The 25,763-nt window shown below is 54.3% G+C and carries 23 protein-coding genes and 1 riboswitch; of the genes, 10 read left to right on the top strand and 13 right to left on the bottom strand.

Going from position 1 to position 25,763, the window contains the following annotated elements:
* Positions 1-348: 348 nt before the first annotated feature.
* Positions 349-1,569, top strand: a complete 1,221-nt coding sequence (locus CFX1CAM_RS02340) for a putative sulfate/molybdate transporter (protein WP_087861466.1) — start codon at positions 349-351, stop codon at positions 1,567-1,569.
* Positions 1,570-1,611: 42 nt separating this feature from the next.
* Here the strand turns inward: CFX1CAM_RS02340 and CFX1CAM_RS02345 are convergent, their stop codons facing one another.
* Entirely contained in the window at positions 1,612-4,554 is a 2,943-nt protein-coding gene (locus CFX1CAM_RS02345; RefSeq protein WP_162287644.1) for a S8 family serine peptidase, read from the bottom strand.
* A gap of 339 nt (positions 4,555-4,893) precedes the next feature.
* Between CFX1CAM_RS02345 and CFX1CAM_RS02350 the strand changes: the two genes are divergently transcribed.
* The 5 genes from CFX1CAM_RS02350 to CFX1CAM_RS02370 all read left to right on the top strand — a co-directional run bounded on the left by CFX1CAM_RS02350 (position 4,894) and on the right by CFX1CAM_RS02370 (position 8,903).
* Entirely contained in the window at positions 4,894-5,202 is a 309-nt protein-coding gene (locus CFX1CAM_RS02350) for a DUF4282 domain-containing protein (protein ID WP_087861468.1), read from the top strand.
* 178 nt (positions 5,203-5,380) lie between these two features.
* On the top strand, positions 5,381-6,385 hold the full coding sequence (gene mvaD / locus CFX1CAM_RS02355; protein WP_087861469.1) for a diphosphomevalonate decarboxylase: 1,005 nt from the start codon (positions 5,381-5,383) through the stop codon (positions 6,383-6,385).
* 70 nt (positions 6,386-6,455) lie between these two features.
* Positions 6,456-7,532 (top strand): M50 family metallopeptidase, encoded by a 1,077-nt coding sequence (locus CFX1CAM_RS02360; protein WP_087861470.1) that lies wholly within the window; start codon positions 6,456-6,458, stop codon positions 7,530-7,532.
* A 23-nt stretch (positions 7,533-7,555) separates the two neighbouring features.
* Positions 7,556-8,563, top strand: coding sequence for a HEAT repeat domain-containing protein (locus CFX1CAM_RS02365; protein WP_087861471.1), 1,008 nt, complete (start codon positions 7,556-7,558; stop codon positions 8,561-8,563).
* Between the two features lie 46 nt (positions 8,564-8,609).
* On the top strand, positions 8,610-8,903 hold the full coding sequence (locus tag CFX1CAM_RS02370; RefSeq protein ID WP_087861472.1) for an acylphosphatase: 294 nt from the start codon (positions 8,610-8,612) through the stop codon (positions 8,901-8,903).
* A 37-nt stretch (positions 8,904-8,940) separates the two neighbouring features.
* Here the strand turns inward: CFX1CAM_RS02370 and uvrB are convergent, their stop codons facing one another.
* Positions 8,941-10,977 carry an excinuclease ABC subunit UvrB gene (gene uvrB / locus CFX1CAM_RS02375; RefSeq protein ID WP_087861473.1) on the bottom strand — a complete coding sequence of 679 codons (2,037 nt, stop codon included), beginning with the start codon at positions 10,975-10,977 and terminating at the stop codon, positions 8,941-8,943.
* Positions 10,978-11,077: 100 nt separating this feature from the next.
* Between uvrB and CFX1CAM_RS11280 the strand changes: the two genes are divergently transcribed.
* The 4 genes from CFX1CAM_RS11280 to CFX1CAM_RS02390 all read left to right on the top strand — a co-directional run bounded on the left by CFX1CAM_RS11280 (position 11,078) and on the right by CFX1CAM_RS02390 (position 14,520).
* Complete coding sequence (locus CFX1CAM_RS11280; RefSeq protein ID WP_157891653.1) at positions 11,078-11,296, top strand: hypothetical protein; 219 nt, start codon at positions 11,078-11,080, stop codon at positions 11,294-11,296.
* A 218-nt stretch (positions 11,297-11,514) separates the two neighbouring features.
* Positions 11,515-12,723 (top strand): DegT/DnrJ/EryC1/StrS family aminotransferase, encoded by a 1,209-nt coding sequence (locus tag CFX1CAM_RS02380; RefSeq protein WP_087861474.1) that lies wholly within the window; start codon positions 11,515-11,517, stop codon positions 12,721-12,723.
* A 4-nt stretch (positions 12,724-12,727) separates the two neighbouring features.
* A complete protein-coding gene (locus tag CFX1CAM_RS02385) occupies positions 12,728-13,612 on the top strand; it encodes a PH domain-containing protein (protein ID WP_087861475.1) in 885 nt (294 codons plus the stop codon).
* 62 nt (positions 13,613-13,674) lie between these two features.
* Positions 13,675-14,520 carry a DUF92 domain-containing protein gene (locus CFX1CAM_RS02390; RefSeq protein ID WP_087861476.1) on the top strand — a complete coding sequence of 282 codons (846 nt, stop codon included), beginning with the start codon at positions 13,675-13,677 and terminating at the stop codon, positions 14,518-14,520.
* 94 nt (positions 14,521-14,614) lie between these two features.
* On the opposite strand, the gene CFX1CAM_RS02395 is transcribed toward CFX1CAM_RS02390, so the two are convergent.
* From CFX1CAM_RS02395 to CFX1CAM_RS02445, 11 genes are all read right to left on the bottom strand, one after another.
* On the bottom strand, positions 14,615-15,874 hold the full coding sequence (locus CFX1CAM_RS02395; protein WP_087861477.1) for a uroporphyrinogen decarboxylase family protein: 1,260 nt from the start codon (positions 15,872-15,874) through the stop codon (positions 14,615-14,617).
* 26 nt (positions 15,875-15,900) lie between these two features.
* Positions 15,901-17,130: a peptidase T gene (gene pepT, locus CFX1CAM_RS02400; RefSeq protein ID WP_087861478.1), complete on the bottom strand. Its 1,230-nt coding sequence runs from the start codon at positions 17,128-17,130 to the stop codon at positions 15,901-15,903.
* Between the two features lie 100 nt (positions 17,131-17,230).
* Entirely contained in the window at positions 17,231-17,902 is a 672-nt protein-coding gene (locus CFX1CAM_RS02405) for an ATP-binding cassette domain-containing protein (protein WP_087861479.1), read from the bottom strand.
* Positions 17,899-18,582 carry an ABC transporter permease gene (locus CFX1CAM_RS02410; protein ID WP_197687151.1) on the bottom strand — a complete coding sequence of 228 codons (684 nt, stop codon included), beginning with the start codon at positions 18,580-18,582 and terminating at the stop codon, positions 17,899-17,901. The genes CFX1CAM_RS02405 and CFX1CAM_RS02410 overlap by 4 nt, the downstream gene beginning before the upstream one ends.
* A gap of 116 nt (positions 18,583-18,698) precedes the next feature.
* The gene (locus tag CFX1CAM_RS02415) at positions 18,699-19,529 is read right to left on the bottom strand and encodes a substrate-binding domain-containing protein (protein ID WP_087861481.1); all 831 of its coding nucleotides are present in this window, start codon (positions 19,527-19,529) and stop codon (positions 18,699-18,701) included.
* Positions 19,520-19,676: riboswitch (molybdenum cofactor riboswitch) on the bottom strand. It overlaps the preceding gene by 10 nt.
* Positions 19,677-19,811: 135 nt before the next feature.
* Positions 19,812-21,221 (bottom strand): ATP-binding protein, encoded by a 1,410-nt coding sequence (locus CFX1CAM_RS02420; RefSeq protein WP_087861482.1) that lies wholly within the window; start codon positions 21,219-21,221, stop codon positions 19,812-19,814.
* Between the two features lie 273 nt (positions 21,222-21,494).
* Complete coding sequence (locus tag CFX1CAM_RS02425) at positions 21,495-21,986, bottom strand: MogA/MoaB family molybdenum cofactor biosynthesis protein (RefSeq protein WP_087861483.1); 492 nt, start codon at positions 21,984-21,986, stop codon at positions 21,495-21,497.
* On the bottom strand, positions 21,983-22,420 hold the full coding sequence (locus CFX1CAM_RS02430; protein WP_087861484.1) for an MOSC domain-containing protein: 438 nt from the start codon (positions 22,418-22,420) through the stop codon (positions 21,983-21,985). Before CFX1CAM_RS02430 ends, CFX1CAM_RS02425 begins: the two co-directional genes overlap by 4 nt.
* A 1-nt stretch (position 22,421) precedes the next feature.
* On the bottom strand, positions 22,422-23,369 hold the full coding sequence (gene moaA / locus CFX1CAM_RS02435) for a GTP 3',8-cyclase MoaA (RefSeq protein WP_087861485.1): 948 nt from the start codon (positions 23,367-23,369) through the stop codon (positions 22,422-22,424).
* Positions 23,366-23,848 carry a cyclic pyranopterin monophosphate synthase MoaC gene (gene moaC / locus CFX1CAM_RS02440; protein ID WP_087861486.1) on the bottom strand — a complete coding sequence of 161 codons (483 nt, stop codon included), beginning with the start codon at positions 23,846-23,848 and terminating at the stop codon, positions 23,366-23,368. The genes moaA and moaC overlap by 4 nt, the downstream gene beginning before the upstream one ends.
* Positions 23,839-25,758: a molybdopterin biosynthesis protein gene (locus tag CFX1CAM_RS02445; protein ID WP_087861487.1), complete on the bottom strand. Its 1,920-nt coding sequence runs from the start codon at positions 25,756-25,758 to the stop codon at positions 23,839-23,841. Before CFX1CAM_RS02445 ends, moaC begins: the two co-directional genes overlap by 10 nt.
* Positions 25,759-25,763: the final 5 nt, after the last annotated feature.

A 25,763-nucleotide genomic window follows, 5' to 3' on the forward strand; every position in this document is an offset into this window, starting at 1 on the left:
AATGGTGAGTGGTGAATGGGCGTTGAGTAGACTGGGGGACGGAAGACCGGAGAGAGACAATCCCATCGTAGGGGCGGACTTTCGCGTAGCACTCTTCGAGCCATGTCCGCCCAGGGCAGGCACAGAGACCTGCCCCTACGGGTGACCGGCAAATCAATACCTCTACGGATGATCAATCAATCCGGCGGTTAATCCTGTTTTGAACCATAAAGAACGCGAAGTAACGAGCTTGACTCCTGATTCCTACTTCCTGATTCCCAATTTACCATCATCATGTGCAACAAGTGGGATTACCTATTTATATCGAGCCGATTTTTGGTACAATTGATCATCTGAGGCAAACGTCTTATGGATGGTGACATTACCGACAACCGACATCACCCGGATTTTGAGTTTAACCTGCGTGAGCTGGCGGGCTCAATGGGTGATTTTGGCACCCTCTTTCCCCTGGCTGTCAGTTACATCGCTATCAACGGCATGAACCCGGCTGGCTTGTTCATCATGCTTGGCTTGACCAACATTGCCCTCGGGCTGATCTATCGTTTGCCAATGCCCCTGCAGCCTAAAAAGATTGTCGCCATTACCGCCATCACTCAGAAATGGTCGCCCGATTTAATTTACGCTTCCGGGTTGGGTTTGGGCTTGTTGTGGATCCTGCTCACCGTGAGCGGCCTGTTGCGCTGGCTGGTGCGCATCACCCCGGATTACATTGTGCGCGGCATCCAGTTAGCCCTCGGGATTACGCTGGCCTGGCAGGCGCTGCAGTGGATGCGTCCCGAGCCGCTGTTGGGGCTTGTGGCAGTGGTGATCGTGCTGCTTTTACGCAGCAACCGCTACGCGCCCGCCTCCGTGGTGCTGATGGTTTTGGGCGTTATCATCCTGGCCTGGCGGGGCAACTTGCCCGAACACTGGGACCTGCGGTTGACGCTGCCGGTGATCGCTGTTCCCCGCTGGGAAGATGTTTGGAAAACGATGTTGTTGGCTGGCTTTGCCCAAATTCCACTATCAATCTCAAATGCCATCATTGCCCCAGCAGCCCTTATTCGCGATTATTTCCCCAAAAAATCCGTCAGTGAAGAAAAACTGATGCTGAATATGGGCGTCATGAATGTATTCTCCTCCATACTGGGGGGCATGCCGATGTGTCATGGCGCGGGAGGACTGGCAGGGCAATACTATTTTGGAGCTCGCACTGGCGGTGCGCCGATTATGGAAGGGGTCATTGAAATATTGATCGGGCTGTTTCTCAGCGGATCGATTGCCGCGCTGATGGCTGCTTTCCCAATGCCCCTGATCGCCGGGATGATGCTGCTGGTTGGCATTCAGCTTGCCAGGACGGCGAGAAATTTACGCGGCTGGGAGTTAGCCTTAGCGCTTGCCACTGCGGCACTCTCGATTGTCACGAATATTGGCATTGGCTTCTTGGGTGGGCTGGTGGCAGCTCACCTGCTCAAAGCAGTGAGGAGACGAGGGACCGAAGACGGAGGACGGGGGACCGGAGACGGGAAACGGGGGACCGAAGACAGAGGACGGGGGACCGATGACGGGTCGTCAACCACAATTCACTAATTCCTAATTCCTAATTCCTGATTCCAACTTACCATTCACAATTCACCCTCTCGCACCATCAACAAATTCCAAGATCATTGACAGCAACTTGTTGAAAACCTGCTCCAGGTAATTCCAGTAGCTGACCAGAGTCACATCATGGCGGGTGATCTCGTCCTGGCGCAATTCAACATCAGCCAGCTCGCTCAGATACAGGCTTTTTGCTGTCTTGACGGCGATCACCTGGGGGTTTTCAAGCATCGGTTGAAACATCCAGTAAAAGCCATCCGGCAATCCAGGATCAACGGGTGTCGTCGACGAGACTCCCCGCGCCTGGCTGTTCGAAACTACGGCTCCCACAAGCGGCTCACCAGTACGGCTATCTGTAATAAAACCCGCCAGCAAGCCTCCGGGGACCAGGGCACATTCATGGCTGCCGATCTGAACGTTGTCAATCTGCCACCACCATTCTGCACTGGCATTGTAATAATGGAAGCGCACCCTCACATACGGCTGATGAGCAGCCAATTCGCTGATATCCAGCAACGGATGTGACTGCCCGGTCTGGTTTTCAGTTTGGCGCAGGACGTTATACCATTCTCCGCCAACATAAACATCGACATCGGCGATTTCATCCCGGTTGCCCTGATAGCTGAAGAAATTCTGGCTAAAAGAGAGCATCACCGTTGATTCGTCTAAAAAATCCAGAGGCGGTGTGACCAGCGAGACGTCCACATCCAGCGAACCGTGATAATCGGAATCCACCATGGCAAACCCGCCTGAACCCCCGGTCTGGTTGCTGCGCTCCGATTGGTCCTCAAACCCCCAGGTGACCCCCGTCCCCGCGTGATCCCAAACCTCCCAGCCGGGCGGTAATTTCCGGCTGTCAAAGCCCTCTGCCAGGAGGTTGGACGAGGCATATCCCGGCGCCTCACACCCGGCGGTGATCTCGATGGTGTAATGCAAGCTCTCAGGTTGGTCGCCCAGGACAATGCCTTGCGCCAGAACAGGTTGATATCCCGGCACCATTGCGCTGATATTCAAGTCGTAAGCCAGGTCATCGTAGACCGTCACCTGGAAGCGACCGTCAAACGGGTTTGTGTAAACAGCCTGGCTGTAATTTTCGTTCTCAAGCGTGATGCGGGCATACAGCGGGTAGCCATGCCCGCTGCCATCGGTGACGGTGCCTGTGAAAGTCAACAAGTTTGATTTTGGCATCAGGTGGAAATGGGTGGTGGTCGTTCCCCCTGAGGCATCAACCAGCACATCCCCGACCGCTACCGGGTGGTATCCATAGGCAGAGGCTGTCAGCGTGTAAGGGGTTGCGCTGTTGACATGGATACGGTAATACCCATCCTTATCGGTCAGCGCCGAGACACTCGAAGTCATCTCTCCCTGTGAGGTGGCTGCGACCAGGGCGCCAGTGATCGGTTGCTGGTTTTCATGATCAAGGACATAGCCATCTAAATGCCCGCCGGCACAATAAGCGCGGGCGGCATTCACCGCCGCCTGGGCGTCAATCTCGCCCCATCCGGTGGCATGATTGGGTACAAAATCCGGTCCTTCATCCCCCTGACCGGTGTCGTAGGGGATGGGTCGGGCGGTTTCCAGGATCAAATCCGTTGTAGCCGCGACGTCACCCAGCAAGCATTTGGCGGAGCCCCACATCAAGGCAACCTGGCCCGTCACGTGCGGTGCCGACATGGAGGTTCCGCTCAAGGCTGCATACGCGCGGTCATCGCTGCCCGCCGCTGAGAGGATATCCACCCCTGGCGCCACCACCTCCGGCTTGATTGTGGGGTAGCCCTGGCTGTGAAATACTTTGGCGTCATCCGTCGGTCCCCAGTTGGAATGTGGTGCATACTGTCCGTCACTCCTGCCGGTCGAGCCTACCGAGGTCACATTGTGGGAGCGGGCCGGGTTGCCTACGGTGTTCAACCCGGGCGGTGAACTATATCCGCAATTGCTGTTATTCCCATTGGCAAACACCGGGTAAATCCCCATCGCCACCCAGGCATCGATCACGCCCTGGTACCAGGCATTGTAAGCCCGTCCGCAATCTCCCCAGGAATTATTGACTGCCTGTGGGCGCAGGTTGGGATTGGGGTTTTCTCCGCTTAAATTTGTGGGAGCCGCCATGAACTGACCGCACTTGATCAGGTCATTTCCCCAGGCAAACCCGCTGGCGCTGATTGCCTTGCAGGCGATCCAACTCGCCCCGGGGGCTACGCCAATCGCGTCCCCAGAGCCAACCCCGCCTGCCATAATTCCGACCACATGGCTGCCGTGCCCATGGTCATCATAAGGCTCCTCTTTTCCATTGACAGCGTCCCACCAGTGATAATGATGACTGAAGGTCTTTGCACCCAGGTTGCCGCGATAGGACTCAACCAAGGCTTCATGGGTAAAACGCGCCCCGGTGTCAATTGCCCCGAGCACCACGCCTGCGCCTCGATCACCCTGAGACCAGGCCTGGTCGGCTTTGATCTGCGTCAGGTTGGCGGAGATACCGGCGACCGCTGTCGGCTCGGTCTCAATCCACTCTTCCTCGACCTGGCTGCCCAAAAACACCTGTGGAATCGAGAGCAGTGCTTCGATTTCAGCATAATTTAACAGCCCTACCAGGGTTTCGGCGGTGGATGACTGAACGGCAATCACGTTCTGAATCCAGAAAGCTTCGTAAGGCACACCCTGTTCAGCCAGGTAGGCGAGCACCTTTGCCTGTGAACTCGCAGACAGCGCCGTCAGGGTTTCATAGACAAACCAGCCGCGTTCTTCCCAAGAAAGCGCATCTGCCGGGCTCAGATCAGCTTTTTCTTCAAAATAAATCAAGAAATCGAGCGGCTCGGAGGTCTTCGATTTAGCCAGCAGAGCCGGATCAACCCAGGGGATTTTCTGGTTCCCATCATCCGCTTTGACCGGCAAGCGCCCATTGCCCCACAGGGTCAGCCCAATCATCCCAATTAAAAGTAAAATTCCCGACCGCAAAACCAGTTTATGTTTCATCGCTACATCCCATCTCGAATATTCATGCCAGGTAAGCCCGTTCGCCGTTGAATAATCACACCTTCTCAGCAGCAAGATTCGTACCAGAGCCAGTCCGGCAAATCGAATCCGCCTATCCAGGTCGCTGGCGAAAGCCCACATGATAAACAGCAGGTTGGTGCGGATCAGTATATGGAGTAGGGAACGGGAATGGGAAACAGTGAATTACCGCAAAACCTTATGCAAGGCTAGAACCCTGATCAAGAATTTGTTAATATTTAATGCTAAAATTTAAAGAACAGCCGGATAGAGCGACTGACTATCAAATTTGATCATCTTAGAATTTAAATGGAGGCAGATATGAAATTTAAGAATTTTCTCAGTTTTGAACGGATGATCACCCCGGTGATCATCAAAGTCTTGTTTTACATCGGCTTGGTCGTCAGTGTCATTGGCGGGATTGTTGTATTCATCGGTTCTGTGATTGCCGGGTTCGCGGACGGAGGCGTTGGATCCATCTTGCTTGGGTTAATCGGCGGCTTGATCGGCGGCGTCCTGACCGTCTTCCTGGGTGTCCTGGCTACCCGGATCTATGCTGAACTGTTGATCCTGTTCTTCCGCATCAATGAAACCCTGACAGACATTAAAGGCCTACTGCAGGAAAAGTAATTTTCTGAGTATGTGAACGGTGAGTGGCCGTTGCCAGCAGACTCTACTTTGGGCTGTGTTCTTCATGCTGATTTGGTTTGAAGGCTGCGTGGCTTAAAACTCCCCACTCACCTTTCACCGTTTACCACTTTCGATACTCCATTTGACCGCTAGCCCGGTTTGGAGTATTCTGCTGCCTATGAATATGCATGCTACCGCGCTGGCGCATCCCAATATCGCCTTTATCAAATTCTGGGGGCTGGCTGACGAACCCCGCCGCATCCCAGCCAACGGCTCGCTCTCGATGAATATCGACGGCTTGACGACCAGGACCCGCGTGGAGTTCGACCCGACCCTGGCAGCAGATGAACTGCTCATCAATGGTCAGCCAGTTTTTGGCAACGGGTTGGAGCGCGTCCAGACCTTTATGGATCGCATCCGGAGGTTGGCAGCAAAAAAACTGTATGCCCACATCAGTAGCGAGAATAACTTTCCCATTGGCGCCGGGCTGGCCTCCTCGGCTTCTGGTTTTGCCGCCCTGGCCCTGGCCGGGACGGCTGCACTCGGTTTGACGCTTTCCGAAAGGGAGCTTTCTGCACTTGCCCGTTTTGGTTCAGGCTCGGCATGCCGTTCCATCCCCGCCGGGTTTGTCGAATGGACCGTAGACCCTGCGATGGGCGAGACCGATGCGCACTCCATCGCCCCTGTCGACCACTGGGACCTGGTGGATTGCATCGCCATCCTCAGCCACGCGCACAAACCGGTTGGTTCGCAGGAGGGGATGCGCAGCGCTCCCTCCAGTCCACTGCAGGCCGCGCGGGTCGCTGATGCCGAACGTCGGCTCAAGCTCTGCCGCCAGGCGATCCTCGAGCGCGATTTTGCTGTCCTGGCAGAGATCACCGAGCTGGACTGCAACCTGATGCACGCTGTGATGATGACCTCCACGCCTCCCCTGTATTATTGGGAGCCCGGCTCGCTGGCGATCATCCAGGCGGTGAAAGCCTGGCAGGCGGAGGGGCTGTCGGTTACCTTCACCCTGGATGCCGGCCCCAACGTGCATCTGATTACCACCCGCGGCAGCATGGATGAGGTCACCCATCGTTTGAGGCGCTTCCCAGAAGTCATCGATGTGGTTTGCGGAGGCCCAGCAGGCCCGGCGCGGCTTGTGGAGCAGGTTTCACCCTCCCGGACAGCGCAGGTATAATCATAATGAGATGCGTTAATTAAAAAACTGTTTAGATGCGGATGACCTCGTATGGATTATTGAGGATACTATGAGCGTGATTTTATTAATTTTGCAGGTCGTGATCATCATCGGCCTTTTAATTTTCTTCCACGAGTTGGGCCATTTTTTGGTCTCGCGTGCCGTTGGCGTGCACATCGAGGAATTTGGTTTTGGGTACCCGCCACGGTTGGCGAAGATCGCAACCTGGAAGGGTACGGAGATTACCCTTAACTGGATTCCCTTTGGCGGATTTGTGCGTCCAAAGGGTGAAGATGATGACACAATTGAAGGTGGCATGGCGGCAGCCCCAGCCTGGAAACGTTTAACGATCGCCGCTGCAGGTCCGTTGATGAACTTTCTCATCGGCATCATCATCCTGGTCGTCATCTACAGCGCCCTGGGCATCCCTGCCTCTGACCAGGCCATGATCACCCAGGTGGCGCCTAATTCGCCAGCCATGCAGGCTGGCTTGCTTCCCGGTGATATTTTCATCAGTGTTGATGATGTCGCCATTGAAAACATGGATCAACTGGTAACTGTGATCAATGAGCGGGCTGGTTTGCCGGTAAGCGTGAAAGTTTTGCGCGCTGGTCAGGTTGAAACCTTCATCCTCACCCCGCGGCTTGAACCACCCCCGGGCGAGGGCGCCATGGGTGTCGCCTTGAGCAACCCGCTCAAGCCCACTCCCTTTTTCAAATCGGTGGGCTACGCCCTTGAATCCACGCGGCTCATTATTCGGGAAACACTCTTGCTGCCAGCCCGGTTAATTCGCGGCACCGTTGACCCCGCGATCGTTCGCCCGGTGGGTTACAAGGGGATCTACGATATCTACAGCCAGGCGGTTGAGATGGACCAGGAAACCTCAATTGCCACAGCCGAACCTGTGCCGATTTTTACCCTGTCGATCATTGCCAACATCTCAATCGCACTGGGCATCACCAACTTGCTGCCCATCCCCGCTTTAGATGGCGGTCGAATTTTATTCACCCTGCCAGAATTAATCCTGCGCAAACGCATTCCTCAAAAATGGGAAAACGCCATCAACACCGTCAGTTTCTTGCTGCTGATCCTGCTGATGGTCGTGATTACTGTGCTGGATTTTACCAACCCGATTGTTCTTCCCTGATAGCATCAATCGAGGATTAAAAAATGAACTATTTAAACCACAAAGATTTTGAATTTAACACCGTTAAAAAAGCCCTGCTCAATGCGGATGCGCCCTTTCCGCCTGAGATGATCGATTATTTCTCCGATATTTCGGAGAAGGACCTTGAACTGTTGAAGGACGTTTGGCCCCAGGTCTGGATTGAGCGCCGCCGTGGACTGCTGGAAGACATGGAAAACCTGGCTGAAAACGATACTCTGTTAGATTTTGACCCCGTTGCGATCATGTGTCTGGAAGATGAGGACCCGGTCGCACGGGCTACCGCCATTCGTTTGCTGTGGCAGTCTGATAGAGAAGACCTGGTGCCCCTGTTACTGAAACGTCTTCAGGAAGACACTGAAACCATTGTGCGCGCTGCGGCTGCCACCGCGCTGGGCACTTTTGTTGAGCTGGGCGAGCTGGAAGAGATCAAGGCTGGAACCTTACAGCAGGTTGTGGATTGCCTGATCAAAACCTATCAGGATTCCGGGGATAAGCTGATCTGTCGACGCGCGCTTGAATCCCTCGGTTACTCCAGCCACCCCGCCATTCCGGATTTTATTCGCCGCGCTTACGAATCGAACGACGAAGAATGGTTGCAATCGGCTTTGTTTGCCATGGGTCGCTCCTATGATAAACGTTGGACGAACCAGGTCCTGGATATGTTCACTCACCCCGATTCCGAAGTCCGTTGCGAGGCAATTCGCGCTGCGGGTGAGCTGGAGGCCCAGGATGCACGCGAGTTGATTATCGATCTTCTGGAAGAGGGCACCGATGATGAAGAACTTTATTTCGCTGCCATCTGGGCGCTTTCAAAAATTGGCGGTGAGGGTGTGCGCGAGCTGATCGAGACTGCCCTGGATGAAGCCGAAGACGTGGACGAGGTTCTCCTCCTTGAGGATGCCCTTGCCAACCTCGACTTCACCGAACAGGTCAGCCGGTTCGATATGATGAACTTTGACGAGGACGACCTGGATGACTGGCTTGATGATGAAGAAGGGGATGCGTATTAGCCGCCTGCCCCTGTGTTTGATGTTCTAAATTAATGAGGGTGCGCCGATGAACGAACACAATATCCATCGTTTGCATGTCCACGTCGAGGGGATGGTACAAGGGGTGGGTTTTCGCTATTTTGTTCTCAGGTCTGCCCAGAAACTGGGGTTAACCGGCTGGGTGCGTAACCGTTACGACGGTCGAGTTGAGGTGATGGCGGAGGGCACACTGACCAGTCTCAACCGTTTGCTTCAAGAACTGCGCAGGGGTCCTCAAAGTTCGGAAGTGTGGAATGTGGACTATCAATTTGAAGACGCGCGGGGGGATTTTGAACGCTTCAGTGTGTTATCGACCGGGTAAACAACCCATTGATGGAAAGCCCGATAGCCCCCTACATTTAATCTCGACCGCCGGTGATTAACTGCACTTTTTTCCACGGCGGAAGATCCGATTCATCCGCCAACATCGCCCGCAGTTCATACACCTGATCGCGCAGTAGGGCTGCTTGCTCAAATTCCAGCTCACGTGCGGCGGCTTTCATCTGTTGTTCCAGCTCGTTGATCATCCTGAGCAGCTCTTTTTGTTCCAGTTTACTGGCTTTTCCGCGCAGATTTTCCCCGTCTTCAGCGCCGACATCGCGCGCCAGGCGGTCTGTCAGGTCACGCACAGCTTTGACCACGCTGGCAGGCTCAATATGGTGCTCCTTGTTATAAGCCATCTGGATCGCCCGGCGGCGGTTGGTCTCATCAATGGCATATTGCATCGCTTCGGTGACCAGATCTGCGTACATGATGACCTGTCCGTGAAGGTGCCGGGCAGCTCGACCAATCGTCTGGATCAGTGCCGTGCCCGAGCGCAGAAAACCCTGTTTGTCCGCGTCAAGGATGGCAATCAGCGAAACCTCGGGTAGATCCAAGCCCTCGCGCAACAGGTTAATCCCCACCACCACGTCAAACACCCCCAGGCGCAGGTCGCGCAGGATGCCCACCCGTTCGAGAGTTTCAATTTCAGAGTGCAGGTAGTGCACCTTCAAGCCCAGTTCCATCAGGTAATCCGAAAGGTCTTCTGCCATGCGTTTGGTGAGGGTGGTCACCAGAACACGCTCGCCCACAGCCACCCGCCGGGTGATTTCGCCATACAGGTCATCAATCTGACCCTCTGTTGGGCGCACGATCACCTCGGGGTCCACCAAACCTGTCGGACGGATGATCTGCTCCACCACCTGGTCTGCGATAGAAAGTTCATATTCGGCAGGAGTGGCTGAAGTGTACAGGGTGATGCCCATCTGCTGCTTGAACTCCTCGAACTTTAACGGGCGGTTGTCCAGCGCAGAGGGCAGGCGAAAACCATAATCAATCAGTACCTGCTTGCGCGAACGGTCGCCATTATACATGCCACGAATCTGAGGAATCATCATATGGGATTCGTCGATCACCAGCAGGTACTCCTTGGGCAAAAAATCGATCAGCGTCCAGGGTGCCGTCCCGGCAGCCCGACCGTCGATGTGACGGGAATAATTCTCAATACCTGAACAGTAGCCCACCTCGCGCATCATTTCCAGGTCATAGCGGGTGCGCTGCTCCAGGCGCTGAGCCTCCAGCAGTTGACCTGCTGCGCGTAGCTCTACCAGGCGTTCTTCCAGCTCGCGCTCGATGTTCAGCAGGGCTTGCGCCATGTGTTCATCTTCAGTGATATAGTGCTTGGCAGGGTAAATATCTACCGTCTCAGGCACGCCAAACACCTCGCCCGTCAGGGGGTCCACGGTGATGATGCGCTCCACTTCATCGCCAAAGAAACTGATGCGAAAGGCGCGCGTGTCATCGTAGGCGGGTAATATTTCCAGCGTGTCCCCCCGCACCCGGAACACACCGGGCTTGAGCTCAAAATCGTTGCGGGTGTACTGGCTTTCCACCAGGCGGCGCAACAGGGCATTCCGCCGGTAGATGCGTCCCACTTCCAGTTGAATCACCGTGCTGCGGTAAGCCTCGGGATCCCCCAGCCCGTAAATCGCCGACACCGAGGCGACGATGATCACGTCCTTGCGCGATAATAGTGCGGTGGTCGCCGCCAGGCGCAGGCGGTCGATTTCGTCATTGATCGAGGTCTCTTTTTCAATGTACAGGTCACGCTGCGGCACGTAGGCTTCAGGTTGGTAATAATCATAGTAGGAAACGAAATACTCCACCGCGTTATTGGGAAAGAACTCCTTAAATTCGGCATAAAGCTGGGCGCCAAGGGTTTTGTTATGCGCCAGCACCAGCGTGGGCAGTTGCACCTGTTGAATCACGTTGGCGACGGTGAAGGTCTTACCCGTGCCGGTGGCGCCCAGCAGCACCTGGTGACGCATGCCGCGTTGAATCCCCGCCACCATTTTGGCAATCGCCTCGGGCTGGTCTCCGGTGGGTTGATAGGGGGCTTGTAGTTCAAAGGGCATGGAGTTTTTCCTGGGTTATCCTTCGTGCTGAATTCAAATATTCTGCAACAGGATTTTACCTTATCGCGAGAAAGGAAGTGGTCTCAGGTGATGGTGAGCGGTGGATAGGATTCAGGATTCAGGAATCAGGAAGCAGGAATCAGGAAGCAGGAAGCAGGAGGCAGGGGGCAGAAAGCAGGAAGCAGGAATCAGGAAGCAGGAAATAGGAAATAGGAATCAGGAAATAGGATGCAGGAATCAGAACTCAGGAAGCAGGAGGCAGGAAGCAGGAAACAAGAAGCAGGAAACAGGATGCAGGAAGCAGGAATCAGGAAAATAATTGGCACTGCGATTATTTTTCTTTCTAAGCTCTAAGCTCTAAGTTCCAAGATCTAAGCTCTTTCAACGACGAAGTCCCCGGGTGCAGGCGCTCAAAGCCCTTACAGGGCACAGGGAGTGCTATGCGAAGCGGGATCAGCGATTCTAATTCCTATGCCAAAAAACGTTATAATTAGAACCGCGACACATGCAAATACACCTGAGAAATGGAAAAACCTGATGAAAATTCCCATGTCCTCTCCGATCATCACTGATGCCGACCGCCAGGCGGTGCTGGAGGTGCTCAACACACCCAATCTCTCCATAGGTCCCAGGATTGAAGCCTTTGAGCGCGCCTTTTGCAACCTGACCGGCGCGCAACACGCCATCGGAGTTAATTCGGGCACGGCGGGACTGCACCTGTGCGTGCGGGCAGCCGGAATCAAAGCGGGAGATCTTGTCCTGACGACGCCCTTCTCCTTTGTCGCCTCTGCCAACGTGATCCTGTTTGAGAACGCCATTCCCGTTTTTGTGGATGTAGATCCGCTGACCGGCAATATTGACACCGATCAGCTCAACCGGGCGGCGGAAGACCTCAGCCTAGGGGGCGACCTGGCTCGTCAATGGCTGCCCAGGCAACTGCCCGAGGGGTGCGAAGAACACCTGGGAGCCGTCAAAGCCATTCTACCCGTGGATGTGTTCGGGCAGCCCGCAGACTATGATCACATTAACGCCATTGCCCGGAGGTACAACCTGGCGGTAATCGAAGATTCCTGCGAAGCTTTGGGAGGAGCATACAAAGGTCAACCGGCGGGGACCCTGGGTGATTTCGGCGTATTTGCCTTTTATCCGAACAAGCAGATCACCACGGGTGAAGGTGGGATGATTATCACTAACGATCCGGACGCCGCAAATTTCATGCGTGCTTTACGCAACCAGGGCCGGGCACCCGGAGACACCTGGTTACAGCATACTTACCTGGGATACAACTACCGCCTGGATGAGATGAGCGCCGCCCTGGGTTTGGCTCAACTGGAGCGACTGGAGACGCTACTTGAAAACCGGGCGCAGGTGGCTGACTGGTACGCAAAACATCTGGCGAAGATCGACCGGGTCTCTCCGCCGGGGCTGGCAGACAGCACCACCCGCGTGAGCTGGTTTGTGTACGTGGTCCGCCTGGACGCATCCATCAACCGCGACCGGCTGGCAAAAATCCTAGAGCATCGGCGTATACCGGTCCGCCCGTATTTTTCACCGATCCACCTGCAGCCCTATATGGTGAAAGCCTTCGGTTTTCAGCTGGGTGACTTTCCGGTGACGGAAGAGCTGGGAAAGCGCAGCCTGGCGCTGCCCTTTTCTGGGGCGATGACTGAAGAAATGGTGGTTGAGGTCTGCCAGGCGCTGGCTGAAGCGCTGCCTGCCTCCGAAGTCTCTGCGTCGGGGCGGTAGGGACATGGATCATGCGTTTTATCCCCCACGGTCAGTCGGCATCCTGCTGCAGGGCGGGTTGATGCTGGCTTTCGTGGGCGCGGGCGGGTTTTTCTTTTCCCGTGCCTCACAGGATCCTTCCGGGGTGAACTTTTTGCTCTATATGTTGATTGCGTTGATCCTTTTGGTTCCCCTGCCGCTGCTGGGGTACCGCCTGTACGCCCTGAACAATGCCGTTTACATCTTGCGCAGAGAGGGATTGATGATCCGCTGGGGATTGCGGCGCGAGGATATCCCCCTGAACTCCATCGAGTGGATGCGACCTGCCAATGAGATCGGGTTTCGCCTGCCCCTGCCCTGGTTGCGCTGGCCTGGCGCATTCCTTGGCAGGCGCACGATGGCTGAGCTGGGACAGGTGGAATACCTGAGCTCAGACCTGCGCCATATGATCCTGGTGGCCACGCCGAGCAGGATATTTGCCATCTCACCCGAGGACGTCAGAGGATTCATGGCAACCTTCCAGCGAATGAACGAGCTGGGCAGCCTGACGCCGTTAGACGCCCAATCGGTTTTTCCCCAGGTGTTCATCGGAAGGGTGTGGGAGGATCCCATCGGGCGCTGGCTGGTCTTGGGGGGATTGGGGCTTGGACTGATCGTCTTACTGGTAGTGGCCATAGCCGTCCCGGGATTGGAAGAAATCCAGTGGGTGGAACCCGGTACTACTGCGCCCGGGGAGCGTCTGCTTTTGCTGCCTGTGTTGAACAGTTTGGTCTGGATAATCAACCTGGGGGCGGGTACGCTGCTCTATCGGCGGGGTCAAGACCTGAAAATTGCTGCCTACATACTGTGGGGGACATCGGTGTTGACCGGTCTGTTGATGTTGGTTGGCAGTTTATTGCTGATCTTTTGATCAGGCAGTTGTTATGACGGGGGATTTCAGTTATGATTACCAAAAATTAAACGGATACAGCAATGGTCAATTTTTTCATCGGGATGTTTGTAGGCGTTGGAGTGGCGTACATGGCGCATCGGGTGCAGGCTCTCAACCGGGGTGGCGCCGTTGCTGCGGCGGTGCTGGGGACGGTAGTTTTTGGCATGGCTGGCGCAGGCTGGGCTGTGGTCATGCTGACCTTTTTTGTGTCCTCCAGTCTACTTTCGAAGCTGTTTAGAGCCAGGAAAGCGGCTACCGGACCTGATTTTGCTAAGGGGTCCAACCGTGACGTGTGGCAGGTGCTGGCTAACGGCGGGGTATCGGGTGCGGCAGCGCTGGCGTATTTTGTTTTGCAGCAGGTTCACCCAGCCGGAACACTGGCGTCGATCCTGTGGGTGGGGTTTGCTGCCAGCCTGGCTGGAGCCAACGCTGATACCTGGGCGACGGAGCTGGGCATGCTCAATCCCCGGCAGCCGCTGCTGCTGACCACGCTGCAGCGTGTGCCCCGAGGTACCTCGGGAGGGGTCAGCCTGGTGGGGACACTGGCTGCGCTGGTTGGCTCTGCCCTGGTGGGCGGAATGGCTGCCTGGGTGACTGGCATGGGCTGGGCGCCCGCACTGGATGCCTCACCCTGGAAAGCTCTGGTGGCGATTGCTGTGGGCGGAGTGGTGGGTTCGCTGGTCGATTCCCTGCTGGGGGCTACCTTACAGGCGATTTATTTCTGCCCGGCCTGTCAAAAAGAGACGGAAAAGCACCCGCAGCACACCTGTGGGGGAAAAACCGTGCATCAGCGCGGGCTGGCGTGGTTGAACAATGATGGGGTTAATTTTCTGTGCACACTCAGCGCTGCCCTGGCGGGGGTATGCCTGTTCCTGGTTTTGCTGTAAATCATCCCTGGGAGAACTGGCAGCTAAACCGATTCACCCCCAGCGTCCCTGACCGACGATCTACACACGTGAATTGTTAGTGGTGAATGGTGAGTTATCGAAAGTCCTCGACAGCCTGGTAAAGCGCCAGCAGGTTTTCCACGGGGATGTTGGCTTGCACGTTGTGAATCGGGTTGAACACAAATCCGCCCCGGCTGCCAAAAATTTGCATGCGTTCTCGCACCTGGCTGCGCACCGCCTGCGGGGAGCCAAAGGGCAGGGTGGACTGAGTATCTACGCCGCCGCCCCAGAAGGTGACCCGTTCGCCGAATTGTTTGACCAGGGTGGTGGGGTCCATCGCCGCCGCGGAAGTCTGCACGGGGTTGAGAATATCAAAACCGGCTTCGATAAAATCGGGATAGAGTTTGATCACGGATCCACAGGAGTGGATAAAGGTTTTCCAGGTCGTGTTTTCGTGCACCCAGGTGTTGATGATTTTGTGAAAGGGTTGGAACAGATCGCGATAGGCTTTGGGAGAAATCAATGGTCCGTTTTGGGCGCCAAAATCAGCACCGCTGACGAATAAAATGCTGACCTTTTCGCCGACCCTGGCGTGGATGTGCTTGAGGTTTTCCAGCCCGATCTCGCACTGTCCTTCGAACACCCTCCAGATATAATCGCGCCGGGTGATGGTGGACATGTACCACTCGGTCATATCGCGGATGCCTGCGGGGTTGGGCAACTGGACACCCGGCACAAGGGCGATATCGCCGAAGCCGGTGCCGCCAAAATTCGCAAAAATCGCCTTATCTGTGTCGGTGAACAGCCGCCGGGCTTCCTGTTCGTAATGTGCCAGGTCAGACTCAGAAACCAGCTGGAATTCCTCCAGGTTTTCCGCCGGGTCTAACCGGGCATCATCGATCGGCGGTTGGCGCACGATGGCGTCAAAATAAAAACCGCCTGCAGGCATGCGTCCGCTGGGGGCAAATGACGAATTGCCCTGCGGGTACATCAGGATGTCACCGTTAGGTTCAGGTTGGGTGTTAAAGCCGCCCGGCACCAGAACCGGCGTGCCGTCGAAGAAGGTCCACGGTTTCCAATCCTTGAGGGCATAGCCAAACATACTATCTGGTCCCCACAGGGGCACCACATCCACACCCAATGCGTCCAGCAGGTCAGGTTGGATCTCGCCCAGCATCTGGTAGGGCTCGATCACTTTTACCGGCGTTCCTGGAGGGTCCAAACCTAAAGCCTGGCGTAATTTGTACACTGAGCTGACGTGCATGCCCGTCACCGGGCTGCCGCCCAGATCCAGGGGCACCCGGTCGGGCTTCTGGTGGTTGAGTGCCAGGTTGACTCTTTCGCGAGAATTCATCGCCTAACCTTTATGGAAAACCGTGTTTATTCCGTGGCTGCCAGTTCGGCGATCTTCACCAGTACCTCAACGGCTTTTTCCATGGCGAAGGTGGGGATGAACTCGTATTTACCATGCGCATAGTGCCCGCCGGTGAAGAGGTTGGGAGTCGGCAAGCCCATATACGACAGGCGGCTGCCGTCCGTCCCACCGCGAACGGGATCAACGATGGGGGTCAGACCCACCGCCTGGATGGCCCGAATGGCGATGTCCATGATCTGCGGATGGGGCTCCACTTGCTGGCGCATATTGTAGTACTGGTCTACAAGTTTGAGATCGATGATCTTTTCGCCATATTTGGCATTGATGTAATCCACGGCTTTTCCAAGGAGCGTCTTTTTCTGTTCAAACCTCGCCCGGTCGTGATCGCGGATAATGTAAGTCATGCTGGCTTCCTCAACCGATCCGCCAAACTGGAACAGGTGGTAAAACCCCTCGTATTTCTCGGTGTGTTCAGGGCGTTCAAAGACCGGCAAAAGTTCATTCAATTCCATGCCGATCAGCAGGGCGTTGCGCATCTTGAGCTTGGATGTGCCGGGATGCACGTTGCGCCCGTGGATGGTCAACTCGGCGCCGGCGGCGTTGAAGTTTTCGTACTGAACCTGGCCGATCTCACCCCCATCAATGGTGTAGGCAAAATCAGCGCCAAAGGCTTCGACGTCAAAATGGTCTACCCCTGCGCCGACCTCTTCATCGGGTGTGAAACCGATTTTGATCGTCCCGTGTGGGATCTCGGGATGCTCGAGCAGGTATTCTACGGCAGCCATGATTTCGGCGATGCCGGCTTTGTCGTCGGCGCCCAGCAGGGTTGTACCGTCAGTGGTAATCAGGGTCTTGCCGATGTATTTCTTCAGGTCGGGGAATTCTTCCGGGTCCATCAAGATGCCCTTTTCAGCGTTTAATGTGATCACACCCCCATCATAGTCTTCGATGAACTGCGGGTTGACGTTTGTCCCAGACAGGTCCGGGCTGGTATCCATGTGAGCCAGGAACCCGATCACCGGCACGCCAGTTCGATCGATGTTGGCTGGCAGCGTGGCGGTGACGTAGCCGAACCCGTCCATGGCTGCGTCCTTCAGGCCGAGCTCTTGCAGCTCGTCAACCAGCAGGCGCGCCAGGTTTAGCTGTTTAGCGGTGCTGGGGTAGGTCGTGGATTTGTGGATCGATTGGGTGTCGATTTTTATGTAGCGGATAAAGCGTTCGATAACAGATTGCATGGGGACCTCAATTTATCGTGAAGGGTGAGTAGAAAATCGTAATATTGAATCAAGAATCAGGGAAGGGCCTTTCAGCAATGGATTGCCCATTACTCACCACTTATATTTTCCAGTGGTCGAGAAATTCTTGTATGACCGGGTGTTTTGGATGGTGCAGCACATTTTCGGCTGAGCCCTGCTCAATCACCCTGCCTTCGTCAAGAAACAGGACCTCATCCACCAGGCGCAGCGCCTGGGCAGGCGAGTGAGTGGAAAGGATGAGGGTGCAGTTGTTGTCATCGACGTATTTAAGGAGCGCTTTTTCTATCTGGCTTGTGCCGCGGATATCTGCTGAAGCCGTTGGTTCATCTAATAAAAGCAAATTGCACGGTTTGACAATCATGCGCGCCAGAGCCATCCTTTGAGTCTCACCGCCGGAAAGCTGGTTGCCGTACGCGTGTTGAAGGTGATCCATGCCCACCGCTTTAAGCGCTTCCAACACCTGGTCTTTAGAAACCTGTTCTTTATCCATTGCAATGGCAACATTTTTCTCTACCGAAAACCGGAATGCATAAGGGGATTGCGGCATATAGCCCATGTTGTTGGGTGTGGAGCTGGTCACTTCTCCCGAATCGGGTTTAAGGACACCTGCCAGGATGCGTAAGAGCGTGGTTTTTCCGCTGCCGTTGACTCCAATCAGGGCGTAGCGCTTTTTCAGGTCGAACACCAGGTGCGGGATATCCAGTACGACGCGCGCATCGTAGATTTTTTTGATGTCCTTCAATTCGATCATGCCTTCCCCCTTGATTCCAAATAGTTCACCAGGGCATTGATTCCAAAGGAAATGACCAGCAGAACGACCCCCAGTGAAATGGCGAAGTGGAATTTGCCCATATTGGTCTGCATCATGATGGCTGTTGTCATCACCCGTGTTTTATATTGCACGTTGCCACCCACGATCTGCACAGCGCCGACCTCGGCAATCGCTCGCCCAAATCCGACCAGTACGGTTGAGACCAATTGACTTTTGCACTCATACACCATCAATCCCATCTGGCGCCAGGCAGAGATGCCCACGCCTTGCGCAGTCTCTCGAATGCGCGGTGCAGGAATAGATATGATGGTGGCGGTCAGACCGGTCATAATCGGCGTTATCAAAACGACCTGGGCAATCACCATGGCGGTAACAGAATAGAGGAGTTTTAACGTCCCTAATGGACCGCTGCGAGAGAGCACAAGAAACACCGCCAGGCCACCAACGACCGGAGGCAAACCCATCAGGGTATTGGTGACGCGCAAAACCCAGTGTTTTCCTTTAAACTCTCGGCTGCCGATCAGCGCCCCCAGTGGAATGCCCAACAGGGAGGAAATACCCGTTGAGATCAGTGACATGCGCAACGTGACCGCAATAATTTGACGCAGTTCCGGGTTCTCGCCAAAAAGAAGGTTGATGGCTTTAATTAATCCGTCCATAGGGATGTGGAAGGACCCTTTGAATCATGTTGATTTGTGTAGGCTTTAAACGGATATGATTAATGGTAATGAACACGGGGACTAACGCATCCCCGTGTTCATTTAATCATATTCAATTATCGCATGGAGAAGAACAGAGGTTCACCATATTCTGCCACACCGTAAGCATCAATCAGGTCCAATGCTTTCGGTGAAGTCATCCATTCGATGAAAGCCAGGGCACCCGCATAGTTGGTGTCCTCCCAACGTTCGGGGGTAATGGCAATTAACGAATAGGTGTTTTTCATGTCTTCGGCTTCTTCCTTCAGCAGTTTGAGATTGTCGTCATGCGCAAGGAAGGTCGCTTTGTCAGAGAGGGTATAAGCCATTTCCTCATCAGCAACGGTTAACGTCTGGCCCATGCCAGCGCCAACACTGATGTACCAATCCTCTTCCGTCGGGTCAATGCCGGCATCTTCCCAAATCTTCAGTTCTTTGACATGGGTTCCGCTCTCATCACCGCGGCTGACAAACTTTGAGCCGCTGTTGGCGATGGCTGCAAAAGCCTCGGCCGCTGTGGTGGCGTCCTTGATGCCTGCCGGATCAGCCTCGGGGCCGACGATGACAAAATAGTTGAACATAAATGGCAGGCGCTCCTCACCAAAGCCTTCACCGATAAAATCTTCTTCAGAAGACTTGGCATGTACCAGCAGACAATCTGCATCACCCGTGCGAGCCTTTTCGATGGCGGCACCGGTTCCCGCTGAGGTAATCTCAATTTTATAGCCCGTGTCAGCTTCGAAATGGGGTTGCAAGTAGGGCAGCAAACCTGAATCGTTGACCGAGGTCGTCGTGGAGAGACGGATCACAGGGTTTTCAATTTTTGCGGCTGGTGGGGTTTTTGCTGTGCAGGCGATCAAGCCTAACAGCATCAAACAGGTACAAGAAACAATTAAATACTTTTTCATCTCATTCTCCTTTCCTAATACGGGAGGCACCGCTGTTTCCGGCGATACCCTTGAGCTTGGCCGGTATGCTGGGATTTTACCGGCAAGCTACCGCTCGTACACCCATGGCTATTTCCGAAGGGTGCCGAGTCGAAGAACAGCGGAATTATAAATCATGAAATGACAACTGTCAAATGCACCGGGGGACAGTTAATCGTCGACAGAGATGGATGACCGATGACGGAGGACGGGCTGAGCAGGTAGTGGATATTTTGAACCGGGGGAGATATTGCATGCCGGAGTTTATAGGCAGCTTACCAGGGAATCTACTGTAAATAATCGAATTCCCTCATCTTTCGATCTATCCTCCAGTTCAGCGGTAAAACCGTTGCGGGAAAATAGGGCGAATTTAACCTGCTTAATTTTATGGTTCTTGATCAAGATTTCAGCTTTTTGCTTGAGATTATCCAAAACTTTGACACCAACCGGATGAACTGTCCATTTACACTCTCCAACTAAAGCAAGCTTTTCAGAAAGGTTGAATGCGAGAACATCAATCTCTGCATCCCGATTCCACCACCCCCCGATCCGCTCAGGTAAAAAATTTAATTCGCCTGCTTGTGCCAACTGGCTGGTGAACGTGATCGCTGCTTCCTCAAATGCAAGAGCGATAAAATGGTCCAAATCTGGCTTAATCCGTTGCTGAAGGATCGCATCCGCTAATCCAAGATCAAGGCTGCTTTGATTGGGATGAACATAACGAAACCAGAATCTTAAGAAATGGTCATCAATTTGGTAAATTCCTTTTTTACTTTTTTCGGGTTGCGTTTCGGTAGCTGGCACGCGGCGGGTGATCAACCGCAATTGCTGCAGAATGTCCAGATAGCGTGCAACAGTTGTCACATTCCCTATACCAGCGCCCTGTGTAATTTCGCTCAAACGCGTTCGACCCTGCGCGATTGACCTCAAAATGGAAAAATAATTACGTGGTTCTCTCAATTCTTCCATAAGAAGGAAACGCGGCTCATTGAATAAGGTGCCTCTTTGCGCATCTAAAATATGTTGTCGAATGTTGGCAAAAACATCCTGGCTATCCTGGAAGGTGCGCAAATAATAGGGCATACCGCCAATAATCGCCCATGCGATGAATTTTTCATCGGTTGTATAGCTCGGGAAGAACAATGCAGATGAAGCCAGGTCCATGGGCTGCAGGAGAGTGCTAGCGGTTCGCCGTCCGTAGAGCGGCGCCTGGTAACTGAGCACTTCTGCTTCCATCATACCGATATACGAACCGCATAACACCAGCATGACTTGTGTATTTTTGAGTTTTTCATCCCACACCTTTTGCACAATGGATGGAATGGCTTTGTTCCCGCTGATCAAATATGTGAATTCATCCAGAATGACGATGGGCTTGGGTTGCATGGGGAGGTCGACCAACGCCTGGAATGCCGCTTCCCAGGAGGGGAATGTAAATCCGGAAGGAGTTTCTGCATGGGTGAAACCGTACACTTGCTGGGAGAAGGTTGCCAATTGCTCTGAATCACTGCTTAATGTGGCGATAAAAAAGATGTGTGGTTTGTCTGCGCAAAACGCGTGCAGCAACTCTGTTTTTCCAACCCGACGACGACCGTAAAGGACGAAAAGTTCTGCTCGATTGGATCGATAGCATTGCTTCAATAAATCAAGTTCAGTCTTTCGATTGATGAACATGGTTTCCTCCTTGAGAAAGCGGATTTTTTAAATACTAATTATAATTATTATAAACGAGATTAGTTTATCACGCAAATTTTATGGCTGGTTCCACCCGCTTTGCTCGGGGTCCTGAAGCTTACAAGGATGGATGACCGAAGACAGCTTTTTTAGTAGCGGGCAGTTATTGGTATAGAGCTTAGAATTTAGTACGGAGAGTATTTAAATATGAACCAGCAGCGATCCGTTTGGCGCCGTCTTCCGTCGCCGCTCATCGGTCAGCTTTTTTTACATTTATGTGTTATCAGCACATTCGTGGGCGTCACCGCGCAGGGTTTCCACGGCGTGCTCCAGGGTTGGCAGGAAGACCTGCACGTTCTCCAGGGCTGCCTTGGGGCTGCCGGGAAGGTTGATGATCAGGGTTTTCCCGCGCAGACCAGCCACCGCACGAGAGAGCATCGCCCGGGGGGTGATTTCCAGGCTGGCAGTCCGCATGGCTTCAGGGATGCCCGGCACCGGGCGCTCAATTGCAGCCAGGGTGGCTTCGGGCGTTACATCACGCGGGGATAAACCGGTTCCACCGCTGGTGAAAATAATGTCGTATTCCCCGGCATCGGCCAATTCAATCAGCGTTGCTTTGATCGCCTTAAATTCATCCGGGATGATCTGCACCGGTCTGACCCTGGCATGCGGTGATAGCGCTTCTATCAGTGCTGGGCCGGTTTGATCATCGCGCAACCCCAGAGAACTTTTATCGCTAATAATTAAAATCGCAACGTTGATCACGGTAGAATCCTGATCTCATCACCGGCGCGCAGAGTCCCTTCAACAATGACTTTGGCGAAAATGCCCTCTGCAGGCATCACGCACATGCCAATCTGGCGGTAAACCTGGCAGTGGTGGTGGCATTCCTTGCCAATTTGGGTCACTTCCAATTCGGCTTCGCCCACCTGCAAGCGCGTTCCCACCGGCAACGAAAATAGTTCAATATCGGCGGTGGTAATATTTTCAGCAAAAATCCCAGGCGTTAAGCCTTTCACGCCCAGTGCAGTCATCTTGTCGATGCTTTCCTGAGCCAACAAGCTGATCTGCCTGTGCCAGTTTCCAGCGTGGGCGTCACCCTGGATGCCATGATCGATTTTCAAGCTGATTTCCGGAACGGGATGCTTGATCGTCCCTTTTTTCTCACTGATGTTAACAGCAACCACGTGCGGTTTCATGTTAACCTCCAATTTTTAACATTGATTTTTCGGATGAGAACCCCTTTTCAAAGTGGTGTCGCATCGGCTTGTTGAAGATCGTGCTGCGAATGACTTCGAGTAAGGCGTCATCACCTTCCTGAAGAGCGGGCTTCAGGGAGATTTCTGCATTGTTACCCAAACAGGGGCGCAACATTCCATCGCTCATCACCCTGATGCGATTGCAATCTGCACAAAAGCTGTGTGATATGGGACTGATAAAACCAACGCGCCCCTGGTGACCCGTGATTTTGTAGTCGCGGGAAGGCTGACCTGAATAACTGGGCGCCACGGGTTGTAAATAAGGCCGGGCGGCAATCAGCTCGTCGTTGTTGATGCGCAGGCTTTCATCTTGCCCAAGAACACCAACCGGCATCAGCTCGATCATTCGCACGTCAAGCGGATTATCCCTGGTGAGAGCGATAAAATCATCCACCTCATCATCGTTGACCCCGCGCACTAGCACCACGTTGATCTTGATCGGTAAAAGATCCGCGTTAACAGCCGCGTCGATGCCTTCCAGGACGTTCTTGAGCTCTCCGCCGGTGATTTGTCGGTACCGATCTTCGCGCAGGGAATCCAGGCTGATGTTAATCCGTTTTAACCCCGCTTTTTTCAAGCCTTCGGCATGTTCCGCCAAATATTGCGCGTTGGTGGTCATTGTCAGGTCGACAAGTTCTTCGATCTGACCCAAACCGCCGACGATCTCGAGGATATCTTTACGCAGCAGAGGCTCACCGCCGGTGACGCGGATGCGGCGGATGCCCAGATCGACACAGACCCTGGCAATACGCAGGAAGTCCGCACAGGAAAGTTCGGCTGCTTTGGGGCAAATGCCTTCGTCGGCGCGGCAATACACACAGCGCAGCGTGCAGCGTTCTGTGACAGAAAGACGCAAATAATTGATATTTCGCCCGTACTGGTCAATCATGCTTGTGGTGTACCTTTTTCATAGTCTCCGGATAGCCCGCCGCTTTTTTTAAGCAACCCAATGTTGACGATCTCCATGCCACGGTCAACCGCTTTGCACATATCGTAAATTGTCAAAGCGGCCAGGCTGGCAGCGGTCAGCGCTTCCATCTCAACGCCGGTGCTGTGATGGCACGCGGTCCGGGCGGTGATGTTGATGGTATCCGGTCCTTCAGGCTCAAATTCCACGCTGACCCGCGTTAATGCAATCGGGTGGCACAACGGGATCAGCTCGGCGGTGCGTTTGGCAGCCATTATGCCGGCAATGCGTGCACAGGCAAGCACATCGCCCTTGGGCGCAGACCCGTCCATGATCATTTCAAGCGTGCTGGCTTTCATTTTAATCGTCGCACAGGCTTCAGCAGTTCGGAGGGTGGCTGGCTTATGGCTGATATCAACCATGGAGGCTTCGCCATGCTCGTTTAAATGGGTTAATGCCATTTGATGATCCTTCCGGGATTCCTTAGCGTGTATCCACCCAGCTTTTCCAGCCGGTCAGCAAAAGCCTGGCTTTGCAGGATTTCCAGGAATTGCTGGACTGTCTCCAGTTCCAGTGCCTCTTCGGCGATCAACAGGTCATATTGTTCATCAGCCACCGGAATAAAGTCCAGGTCGTAAATTTTGGCTGCGGCGAGGATTCCCAGACCTGCATCGGCGGTACCGGCTGCGATGGCTGCGGCGACGGCTGTGTGGGTGAATTCTTCGCGATTATAGCCACGCAGGCTGTCGAGATTCATTCCAACCTGCCCGGCAAGGTGATCAAAGAGGATGCGTGTGCCGCTGCCCTTCTGGCGATTGACGAATTCGAGTTCAGCGAGGTCTGCAAATCCCTGAATGTTTTTCGGGTTGCCCTTGGCCACCATCAAGCCCTGGGTGCGTTGCACACATTCAACCAGAACAACGCCGCCCTGGGGAAAGTATTTTTGCACATAGGGAATATTGTAGGCGCCGCTGGCTTCATCCAGCAGGTGAATGCCGCCCAGATGTGCTTCTGAACGGCGCAGCGCCATGATGCCGCCCATGCTGCCCACATGGGAAGAACCCACCAGGCTGCCCGACCAGCGGTGCCGCATCAGATCAGCGACCTCATCCAGCAAGGGATCATGGCTGCCGGTGACCACCAGCATTGAACGGATCTCTTCCATGCTGTGAGTCAATCTGACCTGCACGCTTTCGCCGGCTTCATACCCTTCGCGCTCCTGCGGGATATCGATGATCCCGTCGGCTTTCACAAAGGAGCTCACCACGCCGGCTCCCCTGCTGAGGGGCACAGCCACGAGCTTTCCGCTCACCAGACCTAACCGGGTGCGGATAAACTCTCTGTATTTCAACGAGGAGTTCAGGCGGCGGGAAAGCACAGCCTCAACGATTGCGGGCGTTTCAGTGCGCTGTTTTGTCAATGCATTGAGGACGGGTTTGAACACCAGTTCCATCACGATAATGCCAGAAACGGGATATCCGGGCAGTCCGATCACCGGGATGACGCCATCCTTGTGAGGAGCTTTGACCATGCCCAGGACGGCGGGTTTGCCCGGTTTGATTCCAATCCCATGCAGGACAACCTCGCCCACGCTGCGGATAGCCGCGGCGGTGAAATCTTCGCGCCCGGCTGACGAACCAGCATTGATGATGACGCCATCGCATTCGTCAGCGGCAATTTCAAGCGCTCGGCGGATTTCTTCAGGCTTGTCAGCAACGATGGGATACACTTTTGGTGTGTAACCCCAATCCCTGAGCATGCCACTGAAGATCGTTGAGTTGAATTCGATGACCTCGCCTTCCGCCGGGTTATCGGTGGGCAGCACAACCTCATCCCCGGTGGGGATGATCCCGATGACGGGTTTTTTCAAGACATCAATTTGCAGTATGCCGCCTGCCAGCATGGCGCCCATTCCCGCAGGAGTGATGATGGTAAAGGAGGGCTGGATCATGTCGCCAGCGCTGATATCTTCGCCGATCTGTCGGACATGTTGCCAGGGCGTTGCTGCAGAATAAAGGATGATGGTATCACCTTCTTCCACAACGTCTTCCACCATAATCACGGCGTCGCAACCTGCTGGCAAGGGGTCGCCGGTGTCCACCCAGGTATAATCCGAGGATTTCAGTCTTACGGGTGTTGTTTCCGTGGCGCCGAAGGTGATGCGGGCGTCCAGGGCGATGCCGTCCATAGCGCAGGCATTATAATGTGGGGCGCAGATGCGGGCGTAGACCGCCCGGGCAGTCACTCGACCCAGTGCATCCTGGGTTGGGATGCGCTCGTCGCCCAGGTTCAGTCCCTGCGCGCTGAGCGCGTCGAGGTAGTTTTTTACAGCTTCATCCAGGGGTGTATTGGTCAGGTATTGATAGGACATTGTTA

This window comes from Brevefilum fermentans (assembly GCF_900184705.1).
GTDB classification, from domain to species: Bacteria; Chloroflexota; Anaerolineae; order Anaerolineales; family Anaerolineaceae; genus Brevifilum; species Brevifilum fermentans.

Bases quoted from the DNA above. Each gene is read 5' to 3' on its own strand.
- CFX1CAM_RS02345 (WP_162287644.1), bottom strand. From the start codon at position 4,554: ATGAAACATAAACTGGTTTTGCGGTCGGGAATTTTACTTTTAATTGGG.
- CFX1CAM_RS02445 (WP_087861487.1), bottom strand. From the start codon at position 25,758: ATGTCCTATCAATACCTGACCAATACACCCCTGGATGAAGCTGTAAAA.
- CFX1CAM_RS02380 (WP_087861474.1), top strand. From the start codon at position 11,515: ATGAAAATTCCCATGTCCTCTCCGATCATCACTGATGCCGACCGCCAG.
- CFX1CAM_RS02430 (WP_087861484.1), bottom strand. From the start codon at position 22,420: ATGAAACCGCACGTGGTTGCTGTTAACATCAGTGAGAAAAAAGGGACG.
- CFX1CAM_RS02420 (WP_087861482.1), bottom strand. From the start codon at position 21,221: ATGTTCATCAATCGAAAGACTGAACTTGATTTATTGAAGCAATGCTAT.
- CFX1CAM_RS02350 (WP_087861468.1), top strand. From the start codon at position 4,894: ATGAAATTTAAGAATTTTCTCAGTTTTGAACGGATGATCACCCCGGTG.
- pepT (WP_087861478.1), bottom strand. From the start codon at position 17,130: ATGCAATCTGTTATCGAACGCTTTATCCGCTACATAAAAATCGACACC.
- CFX1CAM_RS02385 (WP_087861475.1), top strand. From the start codon at position 12,728: ATGGATCATGCGTTTTATCCCCCACGGTCAGTCGGCATCCTGCTGCAG.
- CFX1CAM_RS02340 (WP_087861466.1), top strand. From the start codon at position 349: ATGGATGGTGACATTACCGACAACCGACATCACCCGGATTTTGAGTTT.
- CFX1CAM_RS02410 (WP_197687151.1), bottom strand. From the start codon at position 18,582: ATGGACGGATTAATTAAAGCCATCAACCTTCTTTTTGGCGAGAACCCG.
- mvaD (WP_087861469.1), top strand. From the start codon at position 5,381: ATGAATATGCATGCTACCGCGCTGGCGCATCCCAATATCGCCTTTATC.
- CFX1CAM_RS02405 (WP_087861479.1), bottom strand. From the start codon at position 17,902: ATGATCGAATTGAAGGACATCAAAAAAATCTACGATGCGCGCGTCGTA.
- CFX1CAM_RS02390 (WP_087861476.1), top strand. From the start codon at position 13,675: ATGGTCAATTTTTTCATCGGGATGTTTGTAGGCGTTGGAGTGGCGTAC.
- CFX1CAM_RS02395 (WP_087861477.1), bottom strand. From the start codon at position 15,874: ATGAATTCTCGCGAAAGAGTCAACCTGGCACTCAACCACCAGAAGCCC.
- CFX1CAM_RS02360 (WP_087861470.1), top strand. From the start codon at position 6,456: ATGAGCGTGATTTTATTAATTTTGCAGGTCGTGATCATCATCGGCCTT.
- CFX1CAM_RS02415 (WP_087861481.1), bottom strand. From the start codon at position 19,529: ATGAAAAAGTATTTAATTGTTTCTTGTACCTGTTTGATGCTGTTAGGC.
- CFX1CAM_RS02365 (WP_087861471.1), top strand. From the start codon at position 7,556: ATGAACTATTTAAACCACAAAGATTTTGAATTTAACACCGTTAAAAAA.
- moaA (WP_087861485.1), bottom strand. From the start codon at position 23,369: ATGATTGACCAGTACGGGCGAAATATCAATTATTTGCGTCTTTCTGTC.
- uvrB (WP_087861473.1), bottom strand. From the start codon at position 10,977: ATGCCCTTTGAACTACAAGCCCCCTATCAACCCACCGGAGACCAGCCC.
- CFX1CAM_RS02370 (WP_087861472.1), top strand. From the start codon at position 8,610: ATGAACGAACACAATATCCATCGTTTGCATGTCCACGTCGAGGGGATG.
- moaC (WP_087861486.1), bottom strand. From the start codon at position 23,848: ATGGCATTAACCCATTTAAACGAGCATGGCGAAGCCTCCATGGTTGAT.